Source organism: Mesorhizobium sp. CA7, assembly GCF_020165015.1.
Lineage (GTDB): Bacteria > Pseudomonadota > Alphaproteobacteria > Rhizobiales > Rhizobiaceae > Mesorhizobium.
The window spans coordinates 874691-900348 of the sequence record NZ_JAIUHH010000001.1 but is presented as its reverse complement, the minus strand read 5'-3'; the positions used below and the strand labels follow the sequence as shown (position 1 = coordinate 900348).

The 25658-nt window shown below is 64.6% G+C and carries 23 protein-coding genes and 1 pseudogene; 15 read left to right on the top strand and 9 right to left on the bottom strand.

The annotated features are described in order from the left end of the window. Positions 1-243: 243 nt before the first annotated feature. The 5 genes from lpxC to LB552_RS04315 all read left to right on the top strand — a co-directional run bounded on the left by lpxC (position 244) and on the right by LB552_RS04315 (position 6981). Positions 244-1191 carry a UDP-3-O-acyl-N-acetylglucosamine deacetylase gene (lpxC, locus tag LB552_RS04335; RefSeq protein WP_224602094.1) on the top strand — a complete coding sequence of 316 codons (948 nt, stop codon included), beginning with the start codon at positions 244-246 and terminating at the stop codon, positions 1189-1191. A gap of 201 nt (positions 1192-1392) precedes the next feature. Further along, positions 1393-2262: an outer membrane protein assembly factor BamD gene (locus LB552_RS04330; protein ID WP_140839719.1), complete on the top strand. Its 870-nt coding sequence runs from the start codon at positions 1393-1395 to the stop codon at positions 2260-2262. A gap of 8 nt (positions 2263-2270) precedes the next feature. Beyond that, entirely contained in the window at positions 2271-3944 is a 1674-nt protein-coding gene (gene recN, locus LB552_RS04325; RefSeq protein ID WP_224602093.1) for a DNA repair protein RecN, read from the top strand. Positions 3945-4081: 137 nt separating this feature from the next. Then, complete coding sequence (gene ligA / locus LB552_RS04320) at positions 4082-6289, top strand: NAD-dependent DNA ligase LigA (protein WP_224602091.1); 2208 nt, start codon at positions 4082-4084, stop codon at positions 6287-6289. Further along, positions 6289-6981 (top strand): DUF2461 domain-containing protein, encoded by a 693-nt coding sequence (locus LB552_RS04315; protein ID WP_224602089.1) that lies wholly within the window; start codon positions 6289-6291, stop codon positions 6979-6981. Before ligA ends, LB552_RS04315 begins: the two co-directional genes overlap by 1 nt. 27 nt (positions 6982-7008) lie before the next feature. Here the strand turns inward: LB552_RS04315 and LB552_RS04310 are convergent, their stop codons facing one another. Then, a complete protein-coding gene (locus LB552_RS04310) occupies positions 7009-7767 on the bottom strand; it encodes an SDR family NAD(P)-dependent oxidoreductase (RefSeq protein WP_224602087.1) in 759 nt (252 codons plus the stop codon). 376 nt (positions 7768-8143) lie between these two features. On the opposite strand from LB552_RS04310, the gene LB552_RS04305 reads away from it, so the two are divergent. Next, positions 8144-8872 (top strand): AzlC family ABC transporter permease, encoded by a 729-nt coding sequence (locus LB552_RS04305; protein ID WP_095769034.1) that lies wholly within the window; start codon positions 8144-8146, stop codon positions 8870-8872. Beyond that, on the top strand, positions 8869-9165 hold the full coding sequence (locus tag LB552_RS04300) for an AzlD family protein (RefSeq protein WP_224602085.1): 297 nt from the start codon (positions 8869-8871) through the stop codon (positions 9163-9165). The genes LB552_RS04305 and LB552_RS04300 overlap by 4 nt, the downstream gene beginning before the upstream one ends. A 91-nt stretch (positions 9166-9256) precedes the next feature. Here the strand turns inward: LB552_RS04300 and LB552_RS04295 are convergent, their stop codons facing one another. The 3 genes from LB552_RS04295 to LB552_RS04285 form a co-directional block, all read right to left on the bottom strand. Further along, positions 9257-11101, bottom strand: a complete 1845-nt coding sequence (locus LB552_RS04295) for an aminopeptidase P family protein (RefSeq protein ID WP_224602084.1) — start codon at positions 11099-11101, stop codon at positions 9257-9259. A 98-nt stretch (positions 11102-11199) separates the two neighbouring features. After that, a complete protein-coding gene (locus tag LB552_RS04290) occupies positions 11200-12072 on the bottom strand; it encodes a 50S ribosomal protein L11 methyltransferase (protein ID WP_140839744.1) in 873 nt (290 codons plus the stop codon). Then, on the bottom strand, positions 12072-12656 hold the full coding sequence (locus LB552_RS04285; RefSeq protein WP_140839746.1) for an SCO family protein: 585 nt from the start codon (positions 12654-12656) through the stop codon (positions 12072-12074). The genes LB552_RS04290 and LB552_RS04285 overlap by 1 nt, the downstream gene beginning before the upstream one ends. Before the next feature lie 230 nt (positions 12657-12886). Between LB552_RS04285 and LB552_RS04280 the strand changes: the two are divergent. The 3 genes and pseudogenes from LB552_RS04280 (at position 12887) to LB552_RS04270 (ending at position 14842) form a co-directional block, all read left to right on the top strand. Beyond that, positions 12887-13315, top strand: a pseudogene (locus LB552_RS04280) (CreA family protein). 66 nt (positions 13316-13381) lie between these two features. Further along, entirely contained in the window at positions 13382-14050 is a 669-nt protein-coding gene (locus LB552_RS04275; protein ID WP_224602082.1) for a DapH/DapD/GlmU-related protein, read from the top strand. 297 nt (positions 14051-14347) lie between these two features. Further along, positions 14348-14842 carry a low affinity iron permease family protein gene (locus tag LB552_RS04270; protein ID WP_181174725.1) on the top strand — a complete coding sequence of 165 codons (495 nt, stop codon included), beginning with the start codon at positions 14348-14350 and terminating at the stop codon, positions 14840-14842. Between the two features lie 8 nt (positions 14843-14850). Here the strand turns inward: LB552_RS04270 and LB552_RS04265 are convergent, their stop codons facing one another. Next, on the bottom strand, positions 14851-15717 hold the full coding sequence (locus LB552_RS04265; protein ID WP_224602080.1) for an SDR family NAD(P)-dependent oxidoreductase: 867 nt from the start codon (positions 15715-15717) through the stop codon (positions 14851-14853). Between the two features lie 171 nt (positions 15718-15888). Here LB552_RS04265 and LB552_RS04260 point away from each other — a divergent pair, with 171 nt between their 5' ends. After that, the gene (locus LB552_RS04260; RefSeq protein ID WP_140626825.1) at positions 15889-16170 is read left to right on the top strand and encodes a hypothetical protein; all 282 of its coding nucleotides are present in this window, start codon (positions 15889-15891) and stop codon (positions 16168-16170) included. A 3-nt stretch (positions 16171-16173) separates the two neighbouring features. Here LB552_RS04260 and LB552_RS04255 read toward each other — a convergent pair whose 3' ends face one another. Next, positions 16174-16749, bottom strand: coding sequence for a TMEM175 family protein (locus tag LB552_RS04255; RefSeq protein WP_140839754.1), 576 nt, complete (start codon positions 16747-16749; stop codon positions 16174-16176). Positions 16750-16886: 137 nt separating this feature from the next. Here LB552_RS04255 and LB552_RS04250 point away from each other — a divergent pair, with 137 nt between their 5' ends. Further along, positions 16887-18095 (top strand): MFS transporter, encoded by a 1209-nt coding sequence (locus tag LB552_RS04250; protein ID WP_224522845.1) that lies wholly within the window; start codon positions 16887-16889, stop codon positions 18093-18095. 31 nt (positions 18096-18126) lie between these two features. On the opposite strand, the gene LB552_RS04245 is transcribed toward LB552_RS04250, so the two are convergent. The 3 genes from LB552_RS04245 to LB552_RS04235 form a co-directional block, all read right to left on the bottom strand. Then, positions 18127-19599, bottom strand: coding sequence for an MATE family efflux transporter (locus LB552_RS04245; RefSeq protein ID WP_224602078.1), 1473 nt, complete (start codon positions 19597-19599; stop codon positions 18127-18129). Positions 19600-19716: 117 nt separating this feature from the next. Beyond that, on the bottom strand, positions 19717-21189 hold the full coding sequence (locus LB552_RS04240; protein ID WP_224602076.1) for an esterase-like activity of phytase family protein: 1473 nt from the start codon (positions 21187-21189) through the stop codon (positions 19717-19719). A gap of 150 nt (positions 21190-21339) precedes the next feature. Then, the gene (locus LB552_RS04235) at positions 21340-22365 is read right to left on the bottom strand and encodes a LacI family DNA-binding transcriptional regulator (RefSeq protein WP_224600810.1); all 1026 of its coding nucleotides are present in this window, start codon (positions 22363-22365) and stop codon (positions 21340-21342) included. 196 nt (positions 22366-22561) lie between these two features. Here LB552_RS04235 and LB552_RS04230 point away from each other — a divergent pair, with 196 nt between their 5' ends. The 3 genes from LB552_RS04230 (at position 22562) to LB552_RS04220 (ending at position 25612) form a co-directional block, all read left to right on the top strand. Beyond that, positions 22562-23590 (top strand): Gfo/Idh/MocA family protein, encoded by a 1029-nt coding sequence (locus LB552_RS04230; protein ID WP_224602074.1) that lies wholly within the window; start codon positions 22562-22564, stop codon positions 23588-23590. Then, the gene (locus LB552_RS04225; protein WP_224602072.1) at positions 23590-24498 is read left to right on the top strand and encodes a sugar phosphate isomerase/epimerase family protein; all 909 of its coding nucleotides are present in this window, start codon (positions 23590-23592) and stop codon (positions 24496-24498) included. The genes LB552_RS04230 and LB552_RS04225 overlap by 1 nt, the downstream gene beginning before the upstream one ends. A 106-nt stretch (positions 24499-24604) precedes the next feature. After that, positions 24605-25612, top strand: coding sequence for a substrate-binding domain-containing protein (locus LB552_RS04220; protein ID WP_224602070.1), 1008 nt, complete (start codon positions 24605-24607; stop codon positions 25610-25612). The last annotated feature ends 46 nt before the right edge of the window (positions 25613-25658 follow it).

Below are 25658 nucleotides of genomic sequence, written 5' to 3'. Positions count from 1 at the left end.
TGTTTCTGATGCGTTTCCGTGGTTACACGGGGTAAGAAACCGTGATTTGGAGTCTCCAGGGCGGACCATTATCTTCGCCGCGGACTAAAGTCGGTTTGCCGGGATTCGGGGAGTAGCCCTGCCTGCCGATTATACAGAGCCGCATGCTCTTGCTTATTTTGCCGCCTTTGCGCGAGCGTCAGACCATCAGTCTGGCTGCAAGATACCCAAGGCCGATGGAGCGGACGCAGGCATTCAGGGCGTATGGGGTTGCTCTTGCACGACTATCAGACGACAGTGAAATCGCGCGTGACGCTGGCTGGCATCGGCGTCCATAGCGGCAAAACCGTGACCGTTCATTTCCTGCCGGCCGATGCCGATACGGGCATCGTCTTTCATCTTTCGAATGGCGGCGAAGCCCGCGAGCTCCGCGCCCTGGTCGCGGAAGTCGGCGCCACCGATCTCTGCACCATGCTTGGCGATCCGGCCGGCGATCATATCGGTACCGTCGAGCATCTGATGGCCACAGTGTTCGGTCTCGGCATAGACAACCTGATCATCGAGATCGACGGTTCGGAAGTCCCCATTCTCGACGGCAGCGCCATGGCCTTCGTCGAGGCCATCGACCAGGCCGGCATCGAGACGCTGGCGGTGAGGCGTCGCTACATCCGTGTCGTCAAGCCGGTGCGCGTGGAAGCCGGCGCGTCCTGGGCGGAGTTCCGCCCCTATGACGGCACGCGGTTCGAGGTCGAGATCGATTTCGAGAGCCCGGCAATCGGCCGCCAGCAATTCGCCTCCGACATCAATCCCGACATCTTCCGCCGCGACATCGCGCGGGCTCGCACATTCGGCTTCATGAAGGACGTCGAGAGGCTTTGGGCCGCCGGCTACGCGCTCGGCTCGTCGCTCGAAAACTCGCTTGTCATCGGCGACGACAACCACGTCATCAATGTCGGCGGGCTGCGCTATCCCAACGAATTCGCCCGTCACAAGACGCTCGATGCGATGGGCGATCTGGCGCTGGCCGGCGCGCGCTTCATCGGCTGCTTCCGCTCCTATCGCGGCGGCCACCGGATGAATGCCTCGGCATTGCGCCGGCTGCTTTCCGACCGGACGGCCTTCGAGATCGTCGAGACGAGACGTCGCGAGCGCGGCCGCGTCGCCGAGATGATCGCCGTCAGCGGGCCGGTTTACGCGCCCTGGGTGATCTGATTCTTAACCGTTTTCTGGCTTTGTGGTCAGGCTTGTGTTGCATGGCTGCATCACAGGGCCGCCAAAATGCGCGGCTTTGGCCATAGCGTCGGCCTGCCACAAAAATGTGCGATTGGCCGGACATAGCGTTGCCGGGCAAGGGGATAATGGTTTATGGCTTCGGCCCGGACCGAAACGACGCCGAAGGGGCGGAATCCAAACATGTTTTTTTCGCGAGTTGGTCAATCGGTAGCGCCGCGTCGGGGTGTTTTGCTGGCGCTGTCGGTGGTTGCTCCCGCGCTCGTGCTGTCGGCCTGCATGTCCTCCGAGAAGGATGTCAACCTGGCGACCTATGTCGACCAGACCGAGCCGGCCGACGTTCTCTACAACCAGGGCCTGGCCAACATGAATGCCGGCCGCCTCGATGAGGCGAGCAAGAAGTTCGACGCGGTCGACCGCCAGCATCCCTATTCCGAATTCGCACGCAAATCGATGGTGATGGGCGCTTTCGCCGATTATCGCGCCGGCAATTACGACGAGGCGATCGGTTCGGCCAAGCGCTACCTGACCCTCTATCCCTCGACAGACGACGCGGCTTACGCACAGTACATCATCGGCCTCTCCTACTATCGGCAGATCAAGGACGTCACCCAAGATCAGAAGGAAGCGCGCCAGACCATCCAGACCATGCAGGATCTGGTGACACGCTGGCCGAACTCCGAATATGTCGGCGACGCCAAGGACAAGATCCGCTTCGCCAGCGACCAGCTCGCCGGCAAGGAGATGCAGGTCGGCCGCTACTATCTCGAGCGCCGCGAATACATCGCCGCCGTGAAGCGTTTCCGCACGGTGGTCGAGAACTATTCCAACACCCGCCATGTCGAGGAGGCGCTCGCGCGCCTGACCGAGTCCTACTATGCGATGGGCCTGACCTCGGAAGCGCAGACGGCAGCGGCGGTGCTTGGTCACAATTATCCGGACAGCCCGTGGTACAAGGATTCCTACAAGCTCCTGCAGAGCAACGGGCTTGAACCCCGCGAAAATGCCGGATCGTGGATTTCCAAGGCCGGGAAGCTGATCACCGGCGCCTGAAGCTTGCGATGCTGTCCAGACTGTCGATCCGCGATATCGTCCTGATCGAGAAGCTGGACATCGACTTCCTGCCTGGGCTTTCGGTGCTGACCGGCGAAACCGGCGCCGGTAAATCCATCCTGCTCGATGCGTTGTCGCTGGCGCTTGGGGCGCGCGGCGATGCCTCGCTCGTCCGCCATGGCGCCGCGCAAGGCCAGGTCATCGCGGTGTTCGATGTGCCGCGCAACCATCCGGCACGCGCGTTGCTCGCCGGAAACGACATCGAGGACGATGGCGACATCATCCTGCGCCGCGTACAGACCGCCGATGGCCGCACCCGCGTCTTCGTCAACGACCAGCCCTCCAGCGTCACCCTGATGCGCGATGTCGGCCGCGCGCTGGTCGAGATCCATGGCCAACATGACGAGCGGGCGCTGGTCGATCCCGGCGCGCATCGCGAATTACTGGACAGTTTCGGCGGCCATCTGGGCGCCGTGCGCGGCACGGGCGAAGCCTGGCGGTACTGGCGAAACTGCGAGCAGGAGCTTTCCCGGCATCGCGCCAAGGTCGAGGCGGCGGCGCGCGAAGCCGATTATCTGCGCGCTTCCGTGGCCGAGCTCGCAAGACTCGACCCGCAGCCGGGCGAGGAAACGGAGCTTGCGGAATTGCGCGCCACGATGATGCGCGTCGAAAAGATCGCCGCCGAGATCCATGATGCGCAGGATGTGCTGTCGGGGCCGTCCTCGCCCTTGCCGCAACTCGCCAGCCTGTTGCGGCGGCTGCAGCGCAAGTCCAGCGAAGCCCCCGGCCTGCTCGACGACGTGGTGAAATCGCTCGACGAGGCGATGATCTCGCTCGACGCCGCGCAGTCCGGCGTGGAAGCGGCGCTTCGCGCCACCGAATATGATCCGCAGCGTCTGGAGAAGGCGGAAGAGCGTCTGTTTGCGCTGCGCGCCGCCTCGCGCAAGCACAATGTCGCGGTCGACGATCTGGCGCAGCTGCGCGACACGATGGTGGCCGATCTTGCCGACCTCGATGCCGGCGAGGAGCGGCTGCACGCGCTGGCCAAGCAGGCCGCCGCGGCGCGCGAGGCCTACGATATTTCCGCGGCGCAGCTGTCGTCGCTGCGCCATGCGGCGGCGGCGGGCCTGACCAAGGCTGTGATGGCGGAACTGCCGGCGCTCAAACTCGAACGGGCCGAGTTCATCGTCGAGATGGGAAGCGATGCCGAAAGCCGCATGGAAGAAGGCATCGACCAGGTCGAATTCTGGGTGCGCACCAATCCGGGCACCCGGCCGGGACCGATGATGAAGGTCGCTTCCGGCGGCGAGCTCTCGCGCTTCCTTTTGGCGCTGAAGGTGGCACTGGCCGATCGCGGCTCGGCGCCGACGCTCGTGTTCGACGAGATCGACACCGGCGTCGGCGGCGCGGTGGCCGACGCCATCGGCCAGCGGCTGGCGCGGTTGTCGAAGCGGGTGCAGGTGCTTTCCGTGACGCATGCGCCGCAGGTTGCGGCACGCGCCGCCACGCATTTCCTGATCTCCAAATCCGGCGGCAAGGACCGCGTCGCCACCGGCATTGCCGAAATGGACCGCACGGCGCGCCAGGAAGAAATCGCGCGCATGCTGGCCGGCGCCACCATCACCGACGAAGCGCGCGCGGCAGCGGAGCGGTTGCTGCGCGAGAATACGGCTGCCGCATAGAAGGTTGGGCCTCGTCGATTCCAATCCGAGTCAGCAGATGGCTGCATCGTGCTGTTCAGCAATGATTTTTGCGCAAGCCCACTCCCTGCCGCCAAATCCTGATTTATAGTGGCGCGCCACAATCCAAGGACTGATGCATGTCGGAAAAACCCATCGATTCGTTGAGCGAAGGCGAAGCCGCGGATGAGCTCAAACAACTGGCGGCGGAGATTGCCGAGCATGACCGGCGTTATCACACCGAGGACGCGCCGACGATCACCGATGCCGAGTATGATGCGCTGCGCCGGCGCAACCTCGCCATCGAAGAGCGCTTCCCCGATCTCGTGCGCGAGGATTCGCCGACGCGGCGGGTGGGCGCCCCGCCTGCGGAGGGCTTTACCAAGGTGCGGCACGCGGTGCCGATGCTGAGCCTCGCCAAGGCCTATACCGACCAGGACGTCGCCGATTTCATCGAGCGCGGAAGGCGTTTCTTCGACCGCGACAAGGAGCTCGACATCGCCTTCACCGCCGAACCGAAGATCGACGGGCTGTCGGCCTCGCTGCGCTACGAGGCCGGCGTGTTCGTGCAGGGTGCGACGCGTGGCGACGGCACGGTCGGCGAGGACATCACCGCCAATCTGAAGACGATTGCCGACATCCCGAAGAAGCTGCAGGGTTCGGGCTGGCCGGAAATCATCGAGATCCGCGGCGAGGTCTACATGACCTATGCCGAATTCGAGGCTTTGAAGCAGCGTTCAGCGGCGGTCGGAGGCCAGGATTACGTCAATCCGCGCAACACGGCTGCAGGGTCGCTGCGCCAGAAGGATCCATCGGTCACCGCCAGCCGCAATCTGAAATTCTTCGCCTATGCCTGGGGCTATACGACAGCGGACCCAGCGCCGACGCAGTTCGATTCCGTACAGAAGTTCAAGGAGTGGGGATTCAAGGTCAGCCCCCTGATGGTGCGGGCGAAGTCGATCGACGAGCTGATCGCGCATTACCACCGCATCGAGGAACAGCGCTCCTCGCTCGGCTACGACATAGACGGCGTCGTCTACAAGGTCGACCAGCTCGAGCTGCAGCGCCGCTGGGGTTTCGTCACCGGCGAGCCGCGCTGGGCGGTCGCCCACAAATTCCCGGCCGAGCAGGCGATGACGACCGTCGAGAGGATCGACATCCAGGTCGGCCGTACCGGCACGCTGGCGCCGGTGGCGCGGCTTGCGCCGGTCACGGTCGGCGGCGTGGTGGTCGAGAATGTCACGCTGCACAATGAAGACTATATCAAAGGTTTCGACAGCAACGGCCAGCCCATCCGCGACGGCATCGATGTGCGTATCTGCGACACGGTGGTCATCCAGCGGGCAGGGGATGTCATCCCGCAGATCGTCAGCGTCGTCATCGATAAGCGGCCGGCTGGCGCGGTGCCCTATGAATTCCCGCATACCTGCCCGGTCTGCGGCTCGCCGGCGACGCGCGAGATCAACGAGAAGACGGGCAAGGAGGATTCGCGGCGGCGCTGCACCGGCGAGATGATCTGCGCCGCGCAGGCGGTCGAAAGGCTGCGTCACTTCGTGTCGCGCGGCGCGCTCGACATCGAAGGCCTCGGTGCCGAAAACATCGACCTGTTCTTCAATTCGGGGCTGGTGAAGACCGCCGCAGATATCTTCACGCTGAAGGATCGACGGCCCGCCGTCACAAGGGCGCTGGCCGAGCGACGGGAGGAGCAGGCGAGGCTGCGCGAGGAAGCCTCGGGCAAGGCGCGCAAGAATGTTCGCAGCGTCGAGGAGCGTAATTATGAAGGTCTCGACAAGCTGTTTTCAGCTATCGACGCGCGCCGCGAGCCGGAGCTCGACCGTTTCATCTTCGCGCTCGGCATCCGCCATATCGGCGAGACCACGGCGGCCGTGCTTGCCCGCCAATTCTCGACCATCGAGGAACTGATCCGTGTCGGCAAGGAGACGGCGAAGGCCGAGGATCCGCACAGCGTGTTCCCATCGATCAACGGTATCGGCGATACGGTGATCAACGCGTTGCGCGACTTCTTCGGCAATGAGCGCAATGACGATGTGCTGGACGCCTTGCTGGCGCAGGTTCATCCGAAACCTTACGTCATGGAAATCTCGGCCGGTAGCGAAGTTTCGGGCAAGACGGTGGTGTTCACCGGCTCGCTGGAAAAGATGACGCGTTCGGAAGCCAAGGCGATGGCGGAGCGGCTCGGCGCCAAGGTCGCGGGCTCGGTTTCGGCCAAGACAGACCTGGTGGTGGCGGGTCCCGGCGCCGGCTCGAAGCTGAAAGTTGCGAGCGATCTCGGCATCGAGGTGATCGACGAGGATACCTGGCTGCAGCGCATCGGCAGGGGCGGCTAATGACTGGCGCGTTCAAGGGTTTTGGGCCGAAGGCCATTCCGTTCCTGAAGGCGCTCGACTTCCACCAGAGCCGCGAGTGGTTCCAGGAAAACCGCGACCTTTACGACAGCGAGCTGCATGGGCCGTTCTGCGATCTGGTCGAGACGCTCACAGAGCGTTTCGAGGCGGCCAAGCTCGGCTTGCGCGGTGACCGCAAGAAATCGCTGTTCCGCATCAATCGCGACGTGCGCTTTTCCAAGGACAAGCGGCCCTACAACCGGCATCTCTCGGCGATTCTGTCGCCCGACGGCACCAAGATGGAGCAGGGGGTCTTCTACGTGCATATCGGGCTCGAGCGCTGCTTCGCGGGTGTGGCCTGGTGGCAGCCGGCGCCTGAATTGCTGCAGGCCATGCGCAAGGCGATCGTGACCAAGCCGGCCGCGTTCCGCGGCATGGTCGCATTGCTCAACAAGGCCGGCCTCGCGCTCGATGCGGAAGACCGCCTGAAGCGGGCGCCGCGCGGTTTCGAGGATGTCGGTGACGAGGATCTCGCCGAGGCGGTGCGCAACCGGCATTTCGTGGTCCGGCACGACATCGATCCGGCGACGATCCATTCGCCGGCGCTGGTCGACGATCTCGTCGGCTTCACGCTTGGCGCCAAGCCGCTGCTCGACTGGGGCCGGGCGATCCAGGGGACGGCTGTCACGGCCTGATGCCGTCATCCGGCTGTCGCCGGGGGCTTACATCCGCATCAGCAGGCCGCCGTCGACGGCAAGCTCGATGCCGGTGATATAGCTGGCGGCGTCCGAGAGCAGGAAGAGCGCGGCGTTTGCCATGTCCTGCGGCGTGCCGATGCGGCCGAGCGGCGTATAATTCGCCACGGCGGCGCGCTTTTCTTCGGTGTCCCAGCGCGCCTGCAGCGGCGTTAGCGCCATGCCGGGGCAGATCGCGTTGGAGCGGATGCCGTCGCCGGCAAGCTGCATGGCAAGCGACTTCGACAGCGCGCAGACGCCTGCCTTCGAGGCCTGATAGGCATCCTGAGGCTTCGGGTCGCCGCGATACCACTGAATGGTCGAGAAATGCACCATGGCGCCGCCGCGGCCGCCGGCGCGCATCTGCGGAACGACCGCGCGTGCGGTGTGCACGAAGGATTTCAGATTGATGTTGAAGACCTCATCCCAGACATCGAGATCCATTTCGAGCGCCGATTTGTCGCGACCGAACCACAATACGCCGGCGACATTGGCAAGATAGTCGATGCCGCCACGCTCGCGGCCCGCCGCACCGATGGTCCGTTCCACGAAGGCCGCGTCGGTCAAATCGCCCTGGGCGAAGGTGAGCCGGTCGTCATACGAGGCGAGGGAGGCCGGACGCGGCTTGATGTCGATGGCGGTGACGGAGGCGCCGGCATCGAGCAGCGCCAGCGCGATCGCTTCGCCCATCCCGCCGCCAGCTCCGGTGACGACCGCATGCCGGCCCGTGAAATCATAGACGACCATTCATCCCCCCTCGGTTCTTGCTGCAAGGCGCGGCGCTATCTCTGCGCCAAGGCGCGATGGCGGGACAATAGGGGCCGACAAAAAATCCCTTCGATGCCTGGCAGGCCTCGCATATCACGGACTTCGAGTGGCAGCGCTATTTCGTCAGCTGAGCTGCCTGAAGATTTCCAACGTTTCGCAACCCGGCGATCAGTTCCGCTGATCGCTGGGTCAAGCGAATTGGTGTGACATTGGAGGCGACGCTCTCTAAATCAAGCCGCTCTTAAAGCGCGTGCGCTGAACGAATCCAGGCGACGCGCTTTAAGTCTTTTGTTGATGCATGTCGTTGTCCCAGAACCGCTGCGCACTTCTGGGCGACATGCACGAGGAGCGGCGCATGGCAGCGGAAGCAATCTCTGAAGGCAGAACGGGCGGCGATTTCTGGGACGGCGTGCGGCTTTCAATGCCGGTGGTCGTCGCCTCCGCGCCGTTCGCGATCCTGTTCGGCACGATCGCCGTCGACAATGGGTTTTCCGTCCTCGAAGCCTTCCTGATGAGCGCCATGATCTATGGCGGCGCCAGCCAGATGGTCGGCATCGAACTGTTCGGCCAGCATGTCGCGCCATGGCTGATTGTGCTGTCGATCTTCGCGGTGAACTTTCGCCACGTGCTCTATTCGGCCGGCATCGGCAGGCGCATCGCGCATTGGCCGGTGCTGCAGCAGGCGCTCGGCTATTTCATCCTGACCGATCCGCAATTCGCCATCGCCGAGGCGAGGGCGGAGTCCGGCCGTCCCGTCGGCTTCGTCTGGTATCTGGGGCTAGGCCTGCCGGTCTATGTGTTCTGGGTTATCGAAAGCGGATTGGGCGCGGTGTTCGGCAAGCTGATCCCCGACACGCATGCGCTGGGCATCGATTTCCTTTTGCCGATCTATTTCCTCGGCCTGGTGCTCGGCTTTCGCAAACGGCCGCTCTGGGCGCCCGTCGTCGCCGCCAGCGCCGTCGCCTCGATCATCGCCTATCGAACCGTGGGCTCGCCCTGGCATGTCTCGATCGGCGCGGTCGCCGGCATCGTCCTGGCGGTGATCCTGCCGCCGCATCACAGCGGCGTGGGCAAGCGGCCATGAGCACGACCTTCTGGATCATCCTGGCTGGCGCCGTTGCCACCTATCTGACCCGAATCGGCGGCCACCTCGTCATCTCGCGCTTCGAGACGATCCATCCCCGCGTCGAGGCCGGCCTCAACGCCGTGCCGGCCGCGGTGCTGACGACCCTCGTCGCGCCGGAGCTGCTGCATGCCGGGCCCGCTGAGTGGGCGGCGCTGATCGTCACCGTGCTGGTGTCGCTGCGCGGCGGCCTGATGGCGATGTTCTTGGCCGGCGCGGCGGTGCTGATAATCGCGCGACAGTTTGTGGGGTAGGAACTCCGGCGCGATCATTCGGAATGCCGGCGCTGCCCCTCATTGCCCTGCCGGGCATTTCTCCCCGTGAACGGGGAGAAAGAAGCCAGTCTCAGATCTTGGCGTCATGCGGCAGTGGCGCCGTCGCCTTCTCAAGCCAGGCCAGTGTCTCGCCGTCGACCATCGGGCCGATCTCGGCCAGCACCCGGGCATGATAGCGGTCGAGCCACTGCAATTCGTCCCGGTGCAGCAGGTCGGTGCGGATGAGCCGCTTGTCGATCGGCGCCAGCGTCAGCGTCTCGAAGCCATGCATGGCGATGTCGCCGCCCTCGATCTTCTCAGCCGGCGTGACCAGGATCAGGTTCTCGATGCGGATGCCGTAGGCGCCTTCCTTGTAGTAGCCCGGTTCGTTGGACAACATCATGCCGGCAAGCAGCTTTTCTGTGCCGGTGCGGGCGATGCGCTGCGGCCCTTCATGCACGGCGAGGTAGGAGCCGACGCCGTGGCCGGTGCCGTGGGCGAAGTCGCAGCCATGCTTCCATAGCGCCACGCGGGCAACGGCGTCGATCTCCGAACCGCGCGTGCCGGCGGGGAAACGCAGCGTCGAGATGCCGATCATGCCCTTCAGCACGAGGGTGAAGCGCTCGCGCATCTCCTCGCTCGGCTGGCCGATCGGCACGGTGCGGGTGATGTCGGTTGTGCCGTCCTGATACTGGCCGCCGGAATCGAGCAGGAACAGCTCGCCGCTTTCAAGCTTGCGGCTGGTGGCGCGCGAGACGCGGTAGTGCATGATGGCGCCGTTCGGGCCGGCGCCGGAAATCGTGTCGAAGGAAACGTCGCGCAGCGGCATCTGCGTCTCTTCGCCGGTCTGGCGACGCACCTCCTCGAGCTTGGTGACGACGGCGATTTCGTCGAGCGTACCGGGCTTCTGGCGGTCGAGCCAGCACAGCAACTTGGCGACCGCGGCGCCGTCGCGGCGATGCGCGGCGCGGCTGCCGGCGATCTCGGCCTGGTTCTTGGTCGCGCGCGGAATACGCGCCGGGTCGGCCGCCAAGACGACCGTGCCGCCATTGTCCTCGACCAGCATGCGGAGCTTCTCCGCCGCCAACACCGGATCGAGCGCGATTTTCGCGCCGTCCTTGGCTAGCGCGACGATGGCGGCTTCGAACTCGCCCGGATCATGTGGATCGGCAAGCTGGGTGAGATAGGCTGCGACCTGGCGCGGGAATTTACGCTGGTCCATGAACAACTGATGCTTGCTATCGGCGGCGAGGATGGCGAAGCCGAGCGCGAGCGGCGTATGCGGCACGTCGCCGCCACGGATGTTGAACGCCCAGGCTATCGAGGACGGATCGGTCAGCACCGCATGGGTGGCGCCGTCCTTTTCGATCGCGCCCGCCAGCCGCTTGAGCTTGTCCTTGGCGAGCTCGCCGGCACGGTTTTGCGGATGGATCTCGACAGGCGCGCGGGGCGGTTCCGGCTGATCCGTCCAGATGATGTCGATGGGATTCCTGTCGAGCGGCACCAATGTCGCGCCGGATTGCTCGGCCGATGCCTTCAGCGCCTTGATCTCGCCGATCGTGTGCAGCCAAGGGTCGAAGCCGAGCCTTGCGCCCTTGCCGAGATTGTCCTTGATCCAGCTGGCCGGCGGATTGTCGACAAGGCTTTCGACGGTGAAGATCGACAGGTCCACCTCGCCCCGCACCTGCAGCGTGTAGCGGCCGTCGACGAAGATGAAGGCGCGGTCGCGCAGCACGATCGCGACGCCGGCCGAACCGGAAAAGCCGGTCAGCCACTTCAGCCGCGCCGAGCGGTCGGCGACATATTCGCCCTGGTGCTCGTCCGCGCGGGGAACAAGGAAGCCATCCAAACCATGCTCAGCCAGCCATTGCCGCAGCTGCGCCACACGCGGCTTACCGACGGCAGGATCACCAGCGGAATCAAAGGTCTGGAACATTTTTGGCCTCTCTTCGATGCTTGTTGCGAGCGTAGCGCATGACCCCGGAAATCGGAATCGATTTCGGCAGGGCCAGATCGGCCGGATGCAACCCGGCCTCAGCGCTTGAGGTGGATGGTCACCCAGCCCTCGCGATGCAAGGTGCGCACGTGGCGGAAGGCTTGGCCGACATAGGCCGAGATCACCGCGTCGCGCTGCCGGTCGAGGATGCCGGAGAGCACCAGCGAGCCGCCGAGACTGATGTGCTTGGCCATTTCGGGCGCGAGCCGCATCAGCGGCCGGGCCAGGATGTTGGCGACGATGAGGTCGAAAGGTGCGCGCCTGGCGAAGATCGGATGATGGAAGCCGGGCGCCGTCACCGTCTCGACCAGCGCCTTGACGTGGTTGAGGCGGGCATTGGCGGCGGCGACGCGGACGGCGACCGGATCGATGTCGGTCGCCAGCACCGGGATATGCGCGAGCTTGGCCAGCGCGATGGCGAGCACGGCGCTGCCGGTGCCGAGGTCGAGCGCGTTGCGCGGCCGCTCGCGCAGCACCACCTGCTCCAGAACTTCGAGGCAGCCGGCGGTGGTGCCGTGGTGCCCGGTGCCGAAGGCAAGGCCCGCCTCGATCTCGATGGCGAGGTCGCCACTGCGACGCTTGGCCCGATCGTGCGAGCCGTGGACGAAGAAGCGTCCGGCGCGGACCGGCTTCAAGCCTTCCAGCGAGCGCGACACCCAGTCGACGTCGGGAAGGACCTCACGTTCGACAGGCTTCGGCAGGCCGAGACCGGCGAGGACATCCCTGACCCGGACCTCGACGGGATCGACGTCGCCATCGGCATAGAGCGACACTTCGTGGATATCTTTTTCCTCGTCGAGCTCCAGCACGGCGATCGGCAGGCCGTCCTCCTCGAAGGCGGCGTCCAGTGCGGCAAAGATGCGGTCGGCCTCGAGCTTGTTGGCGGTGAAGTGGAGCCTAGTCTGGCCCATCAGGTTTGCCCACCCGCAGCCAGCCGCTTCAGCTTGGCTATCGCGGTGTCGGCGCTCTCCCCATAGGCGATGGTGCCGGCGAAATCGCCCTTGGCGTTGAGCAGCAGCACCGAGGCCGTGTGGTCCATCGTGTAGTCGCCGTCGCCAGTGTCGACCTTCTTCCAATAGATACCGAAGGCCTTGGCCATGGCGTGCACCTTGTCCGGATCGCCGGTGATGCCGGTGATCCGGTCGGAGAAGTTGCTGACATAGGTGTTCATCGTCTCCGGCGTGTCGCGTTCCGGATCGACGGTGACGAAATAGGCGCTGAGGTCCTTGCCGCTGTCGCCCATCGTCTTCAGCCAGCCGGCGAGCTCGAACAGTGTCGTCGGGCAGACTTCAGGGCAATGGGTGAAGCCGAAGAACACGACGCTGGGGTGTCCCCTGAAGGCGGCTTCGGTGATCGGCGCGCCTTTCTGGTCGACCAGCGTGAAGGGCGCGCCGAAGGGCTCGCCGCCATAGTGGCCCCGGTACCAGTCGAATGTCAGCCAGCCGATGCCCGCCGCCATCAGGACGAGAATGCCGACCAGGATTGAGCGCATCATCAGTGAATGTCCGTTGCTTTGGCTGGAAGCCAGTTCGGCGACAGTCTTAGCGGGTCGGCGCCGGGCGCGCAAAGATGTCGCGTTGCCGCAAGCCGCCGGGCGGGCCGATCGGCTTGCAAACGCCACGATCCTGTCCCACCTGACATCGGCAAACGTGAACCGAGGAGGCTTCCTTGCGAAAACTGATCGGCTTGTTCGCCGCCTGTCTTGCCCTGAGCGCCGGCGCGGCCATGGCTGACGAAGTGGGTAAAGTGGGTGTCGACTGGGTCGGCAACGACATCATGGTCGACGCGATCAAGGACCCGAAGGTCGACGGCGTCACCTGCCATGTCGCCTATTTCGACCGCAGCATCATCGACCGGCTGCATAAGGGCAACTGGTTCGAGGATCCTTCCGATTCCTAGATCTCCTGCCGCCAGACCGGGCCGATCACCATCGGCGACATCGACATGGGCGAGGGCGGTGAGGAGGTGTTCAAGCAGGGCCTCAGCCTGATCTGGAAAAAGCAGGTGGTGAACCGCATCTACGACAAGAAGAACGAGACGCTGATCTATCTGTCGCATTCGCGCCAGGTGCAAAACGGCTCGGCGAAGATGTCGGTCACGACCGTGCCGCTTTACGGCCAGAACGTGGTGTGGACCAAGGGCAAGCCGCAATAGGCGATAGGCTTGTTGGGGGGGCAGGCCGCGCTTGCGGGGCCGTCCCGGCCGGCGTAAAGCCCCCTCATGGACCGTCCTGAAAACCTCGTCCTCAAGGATCCCGAGCCGCGCATCCATCCGACCGCGGAGCTGAAGGCATGCAAGCTCGGCCGCTATGCCTCGATCGGCGAGCGGGTGATCCTGCGCGAGGTGAGCGTCGGCGACTTTTCCTATTTCGAACGCCATTGCGAGGCGATCTATACGACAATCGGCAAGTTCTGCTCGATCGCAGCGAACAGCCGCATCAACGCGCTCGAGCATCCGATCGAGCGGCTGACGCAGCACAAGGTCAGCTACCGGCCGAACGAGTATTTTCGCTGGCTGGGCGTCGACACGGCTTTTCGCGCGCGACGGCAAGCGAAATCAGTCAGTATCGGCCATGATGTCTGGATCGGACACGGCGCGGTGATCATGCCGGGTGTCGCGATCGGCAACGGCGCGGTCATCGGCGCCAATGCGGTGGTGACACATGACGTCGCGCCCTACACGATCGTCGCAGGCGTTCCGGCAAAGCCGCTGCGCCGGCGGTTCTCCGCCACCGTCGCGGCGCGCATCGAAGCCCTTGCCTGGTGGGACTGGCCGCCCGAGAAACTGGCGAGCGCAATCCCCGACATGCAGGCCATGCCGATCGAAGCCTTTCTCGATCGCTGGGAAGAAACGCTCATCGACACGGGCAGAACGCAGTCGGGCACATGACCGGCGCTGACTGACCGGTGCCTTCCACTCTCGGAACTAAATGCCCCTTCCGCCATGCGGGGGTGGCGCAGCGGAAGGGGCTGGAGGTAAACCGCCGTGAAGCGGAAGGAACAGGCTTTCGGCCTGCACCGGCACTATTGCAAATAAACGGATAAGGTGTTTTTTCGCGAAACTGCGCTTTCTGCGTGTAGCCGATTGCGTGCACGTGTCGGCACAAAATTCGATCCCGCGGAACCGGAGCGGGCGGCAGCTTGTTTCTTCGCAAATGCCAGCACATCCACGGTTCGAGGGACTTGCATGATCGAGAAGGTTTTTACGCGGATAGCCAACCAGGTGGCACATCTGGCGGGGCTGCCGCCCACCTTCGCCATCTGTGTGGCGATCGTGGTTGTATGGGCGTTGAGTGGACCGCTCTTCGGGTTCTCGGACACCTGGCAATTGGTCATCAACACCGGCACCACCATCATCACCTTTCTGATGGTGTTCCTGATCCAGAACACGCAAAATCGCGATGGCGCGGCGATCCAGGCCAAGCTGGACGAACTGATCAGGGTCAGCCGCGCCCATAACCATTTCATCGGAATCGAACACCTGACGGAGTCAGAGGTGGAGGAGATCCGCTCGAAATGCGAGGCGGCGGCAAAACGGCATGACAGCGAGATCGCCGAAAAGGCGGCCAAGAAGGCCGTCGCCGGAAAGAACGGCACCAAGCATGCGCCGAAGACCGCCGGCGCGGCCACAAAGAAGACCGCGGCCGGGAAGAACGCATCCAAGAAGAAAGCCGCGGCTTGACAGGGCCGTCAGCGGTTCATGAAGGCCGCGAAGGCATCCTTGTGATCGGGATGCCAGCGCGACAGGGCAGGGCGGTTCTCGATGATGTCTCCCATCGCCCAGGCCATTCGCTTTTCGTCGATCGGCCGCGCCACTTCGTTGTCCGGGCAGAGTATGTAGAAGTCGTCCTCCATCAGCGATGTCAGCATGAAGTCGATCACCTGTTCGCCGGTCCAGGCGCCGGCGGGCTTTTCCGTCGCGCCTTCGGTCAGGCCGGTATAGGTGAAGCCCGGGATCAGCAGATGCGCCGACACCTTGGCTCCCGGCTCGTTGCGCAGCGCATGCGCCAGCCCTTCGGTAAAGGTCTTCACGCCGGCCTTGGAGACGTTGTAGGCGAGATTGCCGGGCGGCGTGGTGATGCCCTGCTTGGACCCGGTGTTGATGATCAGGCCCGGCCTTCCTGCGGCGAGCATGCGCGGCGCGAAGGCTTCGACGCCATGCACGACGCCCCAGAAATTGATGTCCAGCAGCCGCTTCCAGGCGTCGCGGTTCTCCCACGGCTTGCCCGGATTGTTGCCGACGCCGGCATTGTTCATCAGCACCGACACCGCACCGAAGGCGCCGTAAGCGAGCTCCGCGAGCCGGTCGACCTCTTCCGCCCTGGAGACATCGGTCGGGATTGGGAGGACGGCATCCTCGCCGCCGATCGCGGCGACCGCCTGCTTCGCCTGGTCGAGGCGCATGCCGCCGATGTCGGCAAGCACCACCTTCATGCCCATTGCCACGAACCGTTTTGCGGCGGCAAGGCCGATGCCGCTGGCGCCGCCGGTGATGACGGCGACATTGCCGGAGGCGAAGGCGGGCAGGGCGGTCTGGATCTGGGCGTCGCTAGTCATGAGTTCCATCCTTGTTCGGGTCGGGCCGAACTTAACGCCAGGCGCCGCCGAGGCAAGGCCGGTTCGTCCGGTGATTACGGCGAAAGCCGCAACGGGTTGACGGCGAAAGCCGCAACGGGTTGACCATCGCAGCGCACGCCGCGCATGTTGTCCAAAAAAGGAGTTCGGCATTTGACCGACTGGATCGGAATCCTGAAGGAGCAAACCGTCAACGGCGACCAGATGAGCCGCGAGGTGCCGAAGATGCTCGCCAATCCCGACATCAGCGAGACGCAGGTGAAGACGCTGTTTGCGGCGCTGGAGAAGCAGGCGGATTTCGCCGAGAAGCTAAGGCTGGCGCTGGAGAAATTCGGCCATGACTTTCCGATCATCAAGGCGGCCGAGAGGCTGGAGGAGCGCTATGCCGACCTTGCCGCCTCGGCGGCGGAAAAGCTGAAAACCATGCGGAAGTAAGCGTTATTTCTCGACCAACCGTTCGAAGCGCTTGTCCGGCACAAACCAGATGGTCGCTACAAGCACATAGATCGCCACGCTGATCCACTGGTTGAGGAAGCTGAGCAGGACTGCGGCGATATAGAGCGCCAGCGAGATCTTGCCTTTGTTGTCACGGCCGACGGCCTTGGCGAAAGTCGTGTCGGCGCCGTGCAGATGGCGCAACTTGAGGACCAGGATGGTGTAGGCGACGGCGCAAAGCGCGAGGTCGATGCCATAGACGGCGACCGGTACGGGCGCGAAGTGGTTCTCTCCCATGAACGCGGTGGTCACCGGCATCAGCGACAGCCAGAACAAAAGGTTCAGGTTGGCCCACAGCACGCGTCCATCGACCCGCTGCACGGTGTGGAACATGTTGTGCAGGTTGTTCCAGTAGATGCCGACATTGATGAAGGACAGCACATAGCAGAAGAAGACCGGCCACAGCGGCAGAAGCGCTGAGAAATCTTCGCCATGCGGCACTTTCAGCTCCAGCACCATGATGGTGATGATAATCGCGACGACGCCATCGGTGAATGCCTCGACCCGTCCTTTGCCCATGGTTCCTCCTCGTCGGCCGACAAAAGCTACGCGAGGATTTCGCACAAGACCATCCTGTCAGGAGTGTCAGGAGGGCGGTCGGTGGCTGGAACAGCGCCATTATATAGGCGTTGGGCTTGCAACCCCCGGAGGTTGCCATGACCAGCTACGCTCAAACCATGACGCGTGACAATGAGCTTGGCGGCGGCGCCGCGATGGCCGTCGTCGCCGCCATGATCGCCGCGCTTTTTGCCGGCAGCACCGCGCTGACGCCGCTTTACGTGATCTACAAGCAGGCCTTCGGCTTCTCGCAGGTCACGCTGACGCTGGTTTACGCCGTCTATGTGGTCGGCAATCTGGCGGCGTTGCTGTTTTTCGGCCGCCTGTCGGATGTCGTCGGCCGCCGCCCCGCCGCGCTAGCGGCGATGGGCGTTGCCGTGGTCAGCGCGTTGTTTTTCCTCTTCGCCGAAAACCTCGCCTGGCTCGACATCGCCCGTATTCTCAGCGGGCTCGGCATCGGTGTCGGCGCGGGGGCGGGCACCGCCTGGCTGGCCGAGCTGATCGAAGGCAAGGACAAGTCGCGCGCCGCCGTCATCGCCACCAGCACCAACTTTGTCGGTCTCGGGGCCGGCGCGCTCATGTCGGGGCTGCTAGCCCAATATGCGCCCTGGCCGCTCAGGCTGACATTCGCCGTCTATCTCGTCCTGCTTGCGTTGGTGACACTGCTGATCTGGCGCACGCGGGAAACCGTCTCCAGGCCCGGACGGTTCTCCGACGTCTCGCTGAGGCCGCGGCTTTCGGTGCCGGACAACATCCGCGCGCAATTCGTGGCGCCGGCGGTGACCGGTTTCGGCGCCATGTCGCTGGTCGGCTTCTACGCGGCGCTGGCGCCGAGCATCCTGGCGCAGCAGCTGCATGTGACCAATCATGCCGAAGCCGGCGGGCTTTTCTTCGAGCTGTCGATTGTGGCGGCCATCACCATCGTCGCCACCACATGGCTCTCCAGCCGCTCCACCATGCTTGCCGCGCTGGTGCTGATGATCCCGACCGTGGCGCTGATCGTGGCGGCGCAGGTCTATGCCTCGATGGTCCTGATGATCATTGCGACGGCGGTCTGCGGCGTGGCGGCGGCGCTCGGCTATCGCGGCGGCCTGCAAGTGGTGAATCAGATCGCGCCGGCCGACCGCCGCGCCGAGGTGGTGTCGGCCTTCTTCATCTGTTGCTTCTGCGGCAACGCGCTGCCGGTGATCGGCATCGGCATCCTGTCGAGCCTGGCGAACGCAACCATCGCAAGCCTGGCCTTTGCCGGTATGATCGTCGTCTTCTCGCTGGTGGCGCTTGGCTTCGGCGCCAAATACGCGCGGTAGCGGATTTTCACGTTTCCTGTCGTCGCGGATTTTAGCCGTTCGGCGTCTCCGGCAGGAGTTGCGCGCGCTGGCGCGGCACGCCGAGGCCCGTGTCGGGCGGCTCGCCGGCCGCCGGCCGGTCCTCGATCATATGCATCGTGCGCCAGTGGCCGAAGCGGTAATAGGCGGCGGCGAGCGCCAGCGAGGCGATCGAACCTGCCGGAAAGCTCCACCACAGCGCCTCCTGGCCGATGACGCTGCGCATGGAATAGGCAAAGCCGGTGCGAATGATCAACACCGAGATGATCAGGATGATCAGCGGCGGCATGACAGCGCCGGTGGCGCGCACCGTGGCGAACAGCACGATCGTGACGCCGAACAGGATGAACGACCAGGACGCCACCTTGTTGATGTGGGCGGCGATGTCGATCGCGGCGCTGTCGGTGCTGAGAAAGAGGCTGAGCACTGCGCGGTCGAAGACGAAAAGCAGCGCCACCAGCGCGCCGGTCAGCACCAGGTTAAAGCCGACGCCCGACGCCGCGACCCTGCCGATGCGGTCCCAGCGCCCGGCGCCGACATTCTGCGCCGCCATCGAGGAGACGGCGGCGCCGATCGCCAGAGCCGGCATCTGGATGTAGGTCCAGAGCTGCGCGGCGATGCCGTAGGCGGCGGCGACCTGGGAGCCGTAGGAATTGACGATGCCCATCACGGTGAGCGCGGCGGCCGAGATGACGATCATCTGCAGCCCCATCGGAATGCCCTTGAAAACGACGATGCGCAGCAATTTCGGGTCGGGCCGCAGCAGCGAGAGATCGCTGCCCGCCAGCCGCAGCGGGTGTTTGCGCACATAAAGCACGATCAGGATGGCGATCACGCTCACCGTCTGGCCTATGAGCGTCGACGTTGCCGAACCGGCAATGCCGAGCTCGGGGAAGGGGCCGATGCCGCGGATCAGCAGCGGATTGAGCACGACGTCGAGCACGACCGCCAGCGCCATGAAGACGAACGGGGTTCGCGAGTCGCCGGCGCCGCGCAGCACGGTCATGACGAAGGATAAAAGGTTCATCATCGGCACGGCGACGAAGATGATGCGCAAATAGGCGCGCGCCAAAGGCAAGGCATCGGCCGGCGTGCCGAGCCCGGTCAGGATGGCGTCGACCCAGATCCAGCCACAGACGGCGAATACGACCGAGACGAGGAAGAAGAAGGTGGCGCTGGTGCCGACGATGCGCTTCGCCTCGGGCAGGTCGCGGGCGCCGACCGACTGCGCCACCAGGATGGTCGCCGCCATGCCGATGCCGAAGACGGTGCCGAGGATGAGGAACAGCACCAGATTGGCGTTTGAGGTCGCCGTCAGCGCCGCCTCGCCGAGGAAGCGGCCGACCCAGACCGCGTTGATCGAGCCGTTGAGCGACTGCAACACGTTGGAGCCCAGCACCGGCAGGGCGAACAAAAGCAGCGTGCGCGGAATGGGGCCGCTGGTCAGGTCGCCGGTCCGCCGGCGGGCGGGCTGTTTGTCATCCATGTTGTTATCCATGGCGGTGGGGCCGAAACTGAATCAGGCCCGCGATGCTATCGCAGGCCTGATGCTCATGCATCCCTTCAGAAAGGGTCGGCTGCCGCGGCAGCCGACCGCATCCCATTACTGAGTGGTGTTTCCAGAAAGGCCGGGCAGGGTGACCTGATAGACCAGGAAGGTGGTGTCGACATCTGCGCCGTCCTCGGCCTTGTACGCAGCGCCGACCTGGAAGCCGTCCTGGGTGAGGAAGTCGTTGTCGTTGGCGACGAACAGGAAATAGTCGTCGGGCAGCTTCGGGTCGAGCACCGGCGCCAGCCACATAGCCTCCCACTTCTCCGAGAGGTTGTCCTTGTCGTTCGGCGCGCCATTGTGCAGGCCGAAACGGCCGAGCTCGCCCTTGTCGTTGATGTCGATGAACGGCGTCAGCTTGGCCGGCGTCACCGACGGGTCGAGCATGCCCTTCGGCGCGACCGGCTTGTCGGCGGCGTCGAATGGGCCGTTGGCGATATCGGTGGCGGCCGAGAGGTCGACGATCTCGATCTTGCGATAGAGCGACTCGTCGCCCTTGACGCCCTGGCCGTTGCCTGAGTCGCGCGCCAGCATCAGAAAGCTCTTGTCGGAGAGTGCGACGATCTCGCTCTGAGCGGCCACCTTGGTCTTGCCCTTGGCATCCTTGAAAACCGGCAACGGCACGACATATTCATGCGCCAGCTTGAGGTGGGCGAGATCGGAAGCGTCGTAAACCAGCGCGCGGGTGTTCTGGCGGGTCGAGCCGGAATCGCCGCCGTCCTGGCGGGCCGCCGACTGCAGCACGGCAATCAGGAACCTGCCGTCCGGCGTCATCGACATGCCTTCGAGGCCCTGGTTGTTCTGGCGGCCGGTCTCGGGATCCTTCGGATCAGGTTCGGCGGCGCCCGGGCCGGGATTGTCGGAAGCGAAGTTCGGCTTGCCGTGGCGCATCGGCACCAGCGCCGCGGGCGGCTGGGTCGCCGACATCAGGCGGCCTTCGGCCGAGAAGCGGTAGATGTTGGGACCGTATTCGTCGGAGATGAACATCGTGCCGTCGGGCAGGCGCACGATCGCTTCGTCGTCCAGCGCCAGCTTGCCATTGGCCTCAGGCAGCATCGGCATGTCGCCGGCGGCGGCGCGCATGCCGTTCAACGGATCGAGGCCGGTGGCGTCGGCGCCCTTGTCGTCGGTCAGAAGCATCGTGTCGGCGAGCGTCGCCTTAACGCCCGACTGTTCCTGTCCGGCGGCGGGCGCCGCGCCAGGAGCGGTCGGGGCCAACTCGACCGAGATGGTGTTGAGGCGCGGGCGATAATCGGTGGTTCCGACGACATTGTAGCCGCGGTCCGGCAGCAGCCAGAGCGAACCCCTGTAGGTGGCCACTTCACGCGTCCAGGATTTGGTATCGATCGCCATGCCGGAACCTGAACCGAAGGTCTCGCCGAACTTGTCCTTCTGGTTGGCCGGGATGCGGCCGATGCCGACGAGCCCCTTGTTGACGTAAGCGACGCCGTCGGCGAGCGCCGGGGTCAGGGAAGTGAACAAGGCGAGTGCCGCGCCGAGCGCGACGGTCCGGTTGAAATGTTTCATCGATATCCCCTTCTTGACGAGCAGAGCGGCCTGGAAGGAACGCGCATCGGCGATGCGGCGAGCCGGTTCCCGTCGAGCGGTCTAGGACGTGAACGTGATGGTTGCGTGACAGTTTCCTTCTCCCACAAGGGGAGAAGGGAAAGCCTCCGCTCAATCGCTCTCTCTTGCGATCAGCTCCAGCGGCCAGACTTCGCGGATGATGCGTGTGCCCTCAGGGCCGGCGAATGCGGGAAGCGAAGCGAGCAGCATCTCGGCCAGCCGCCGGCCCATGGGCTCCAGCGACGGACGGAAGGCGGTCAGCGTCGGCGAAAAGTAGCGGCAGAGCGGCGTGTCGACGATGACGATCACGGCCATGTCATGGCCCGGCTTGATACCCATCTCGGCCAGCGCCTTGCAGCCGCCGAGCGCCATCGCGTCATTGTTGAAGATGATCGCCGTCGGAGGGTTTTTGGAGCGCATTACTTGCGGCGTCACCTGGTAGCCGCCGGTCTCGTTGATGAAGCCGTCGGCGATCAGGTCGGGGTCGACCTCGATACCGTGCCGCTTCAGTGCCTTGCGGTAGCCGTCGAGGAACAGGTAGCCGAAGTTGAGATCAAGCGAAGGGCGAATAGCGGCAATGCGGCGGTGGCCGCGCGCGACCAGCCGGTCGACGGCTTCATCACCCGCCCTTTCGAAATCGATATCGAGTGAAGGATATGTGTCGCCGCCGGACTGACTTCGGCCAAGCGTGGCGAAGGGAAAGCCGGCCTTGCTGAGATACTCGATCCGATCGTCTTCCCTTCGCGTATTGGCCAACACGACCGCGTCGGCCCGGCGCGTCTCGACCACGCGGCGCAACCGCTCCTGCTGATATTGGCCCGGCTCACCCATGACGACCATCAGATCCAGGTCATGCTCGGCGAGCCGCGCCTGCAGGCCCGTCAGGAACGGGATGAAGAACGGCTCGCCATATTGCTGGTCGCCGGGATGCGGCTGCAGCATGAAGGCGATCGAGCGGGTGGCGCCCTGGCGCAGGCTGCGGCCTGACTGATTGGGCGAATAGTTCAGCTTCCTGGCTGCTTCGAGCACACGCTGGCGTGTGTCGGCATTGACGTCGGCACGGCCGTTCAGCGCGCGCGACACGGTGCCGATCGAGATGTTCAGGTGACGCGCGAGATCGTGGATGCTTGACGCCAAGGACGGATTCTCCCCCTGCCTTGGCTAGCACCGGCTGCCGCTCAGGCCAAGGCTTCGGGACGATTTTTGCGGGCAGCCGGTTGACATTCTACGCCATCGGGTGTGTTCTCGTAAACGTTTACGGAAAAACGTTTACGGTGACGCCGTGGACGCCGTGACGTCCGGTCTGGAGGGACCGGCGGAGGAGGAGCGCTGGATGATGAGGGTCGTCCTGGCCGGGTGCGGAGCGATGAGCAAGCACTGGCTCGATGCCGTGAAGCAGATCGACGGGCTCGCCATTGTCGGCCTCGTCGACCTCGATGCCGAGCGGGCCCAGGCGAGGGCGCGCGAATACGCGCTGTCCGATGCCATCATCGGCACCAACCTCGACGCCGTCCTCGACCAGACCAAGCCCGATGCCGTGTTCGACGTCGTGGTTCCCGCCGCACGCCGCGAGGTCGCGCTTTCGGCCTTCGCGCACGACTGCCATCTGCTCACCGAGAAGCCGCTGGCCGACAGCCCCGAGGATGCGCGCGCCATCGTCGAGGCAGCGCGCAAGGCGAGGCGCATCCACGCCGTCGTCCAGAACCGCCGCTATGTCGCCAATGTCAGGCGCATCAGGCGCTTCCTGGACTCCGGCGCCATCGGCAAGCCGACCAGCATCCATGCAGACTTCTTCGTCGCGCCGCATTTCGGCGGTTTTCGCGAGGAGATGGCCCATGTGCTCTTGCTCGACATGGCGATCCACACGTTCGATGCCGCGCGTTACATGGTCGCCGGCGAGCCGGCCAGCGTCTATTGCCAGGAATGGGAACCCGTGAATTCCTGGTACAGACAGGGGTCGTCGGCCAGCGCCGTCTTCGACCTTGGCGGCGGCAAGATCTTCACCTATGCCGGCTCCTGGTGCGCCGACGGTTTCCGCACGAGCTGGGAGGGAAGCTGGCGCATCGTCGCCGAGCGCGGCAGTCTCTTGTGGGACGGCCATGACGGGCTGAAGGCGGAGGTGGTTGCGTCCGGCCGCGACGGGATCATCGACAAGACCCAGCCCATCGAAGTGCCGCCGCTCGATCCCGCCGACCGCGTCGACGGCCATCTCGGCATCATCCGGGATTTCATGCACGCGATCGAGACCGGCGCCGAGCCGGAGACGCGCGGCGCCGACAACATCAAAAGCCTGGCCATGGTCTTTGGCGCCATCGAGAGCGCGGAGAGCGGGCGGCGCGTGACAATCGCCAAGGAAGCATAATGACGGCAAACCCGCTTCTCGATATCAGGATCGGCACCATGGTGCGGGCCAATCTCGAAGATCCGGCCGCATACGTCAGACAGATCCTGCCGCTCGGCTTCGAGAGCATCCAGCCCTTCTTCTGGCAGACGCTGGGCGGCAAGGACCTGAAGCGCCTGGCGGGCGAGATCCGCGAGGCGATCGGCGATGCCGATGTGACCGTGTCCTCGATCGGGGTGTTCGGCAACCCGCTCGAGAATGGAGAGGTCGATCGCGGTGTGCTGGCGGCCTGGGAGACGGTGATCGATAATGCGCATCTGTTCGGCGCTTCGACGGTGAGCGGCTTCACCGGCCGCATCCGCGGCAAGAAGCTGACCGACAGCCTGCCGCGCTTCCGCGAGGTGTGGGGGCCGCTGGCCAAGCGTGCCGCCGACAAGGGCGTGCGCATCGCTTTCGAGAATTGCGCCATGGACGGCAACTGGGCGAGCGGCGATTGGAATATCGCGCATAATCCGGACGCCTGGGAGCTGATGTTCAACGAATTGCCAAACGACAATCTCGGGCTGGAATGGGAGCCCTGCCATCAGCTTGTGTACCTGATCGATCCGATTCCGCAGATCCGCAAATGGGCGCCGCGCATCTTCCATGTCCACGGCAAGGACGCGACGGTGCGCTGGGACGTGATCCGCGAGCATGGCGTGTTCGGCCGACTGCCCTTCGTACAGATGCGCACGCCGGGTTTCGGCGACAGCGACTGGACGCGGGTGATCAGCGAGTTGCGGCTGGCCGGCTACAAGGGCGCCATCGACATCGAGGGCTGGCACGATCCGGTCTATCGCGGCGACCTCGAGATCACCGGACAGGCGCGCGCGCTCGACTATCTGAAGCAATGCCGGGGAGGGAACAGCTACGTGCCCAATCCGGCTTGAGGCCAGATTCGATGTGAGGATTGGCCGGCGGGAGGAGCCGGCCGACCGAGGACGCAGATCAATTCGAAACCCTCTATCGGGAGGGGTCTAAAAGGGAGGAACGTGCATGACGACCAGAAGGACTGTTCTGCGCTCGACCGTCGTGGCGGCTGCCACGGCGCTCTGCGCCTCGATCTCTGCCTTGCCGGCGCACGCGCTCGACGCGCAATGGTGCAAGGACGTACACATCCGCTTCTTCGTCGGCGGCGCCGAGGGCGATGCCTTCGGCACCATCGTCTATAATGGCGCCAAGCAGGCGGCGGCCGATCTCGGGCCGAAGGTCGACTACATCTTCTCGCAGTGGGACGTCGAGAAGATGGTGCAGCAATTGCGCGAAGCGGTCGCGGTCAAGCCGCAGGGCATCGCCATGATGGGCCATCCGGGCGATGCCGCGATCATGCCTTTGGCCGAACAGGCGCATAAGGACGGCATCAAGATGATGTACCAGAACGTGCCGGTGCCGAAAGTGATGGCGGCGTTCGGCGGCGGCTATGTCGGCGCGCAGCAGGAGCAGCAGGGCCGCGCGCTCGGTGTTGAGGCGTTCAAGCTCGGCAAGCTCAAGGCGGGCGACAAGGCGATCATGATCGGCCCGTTCGAGAACGAGAATCGCGGCGCGCGCGAGCGCGGCACGGTGGCGGCCCTGAAAGAAGCCGGCGTCGAGGTGATCCAGTTGTCCTCACCGCCGAGCGGCGAATGGGCGTCGGATCCCAACCTCGCCATTCCGGTGATCACGGCGGCGCTGCTCAACCACCCCGACGTCAAGGCGGTCGGCTACCCCGGCGGCCAGATGCTCGGCAATGTCGCGACCTACATGCAGGCGGCGGGCCGCAAGCCCGGCGACATCTTCAATTTCGGCTTCGACACCAGTCCGCAGATCGTCGAAGGCTTCAAGGGCGGCTGGGTGCAGCTGACGGCCGACCAGCAGCCGTTCCTGCAGGGCTATCTGCCGGTTCTCAGCCTCTGCCAGCAGGTGGTGCTGGGGCTGGCGCCGATGAATGTCGACACCGGCGCCGGCTTCGTCACGCCGCAGAACTACGAGATCGTCTCCGAACTGGCCAAGCAGGCATTGCGTTGACCTCCCAAGCCGCCGGCCGGGATTATTGCCCGGCCGGCGAGATGAC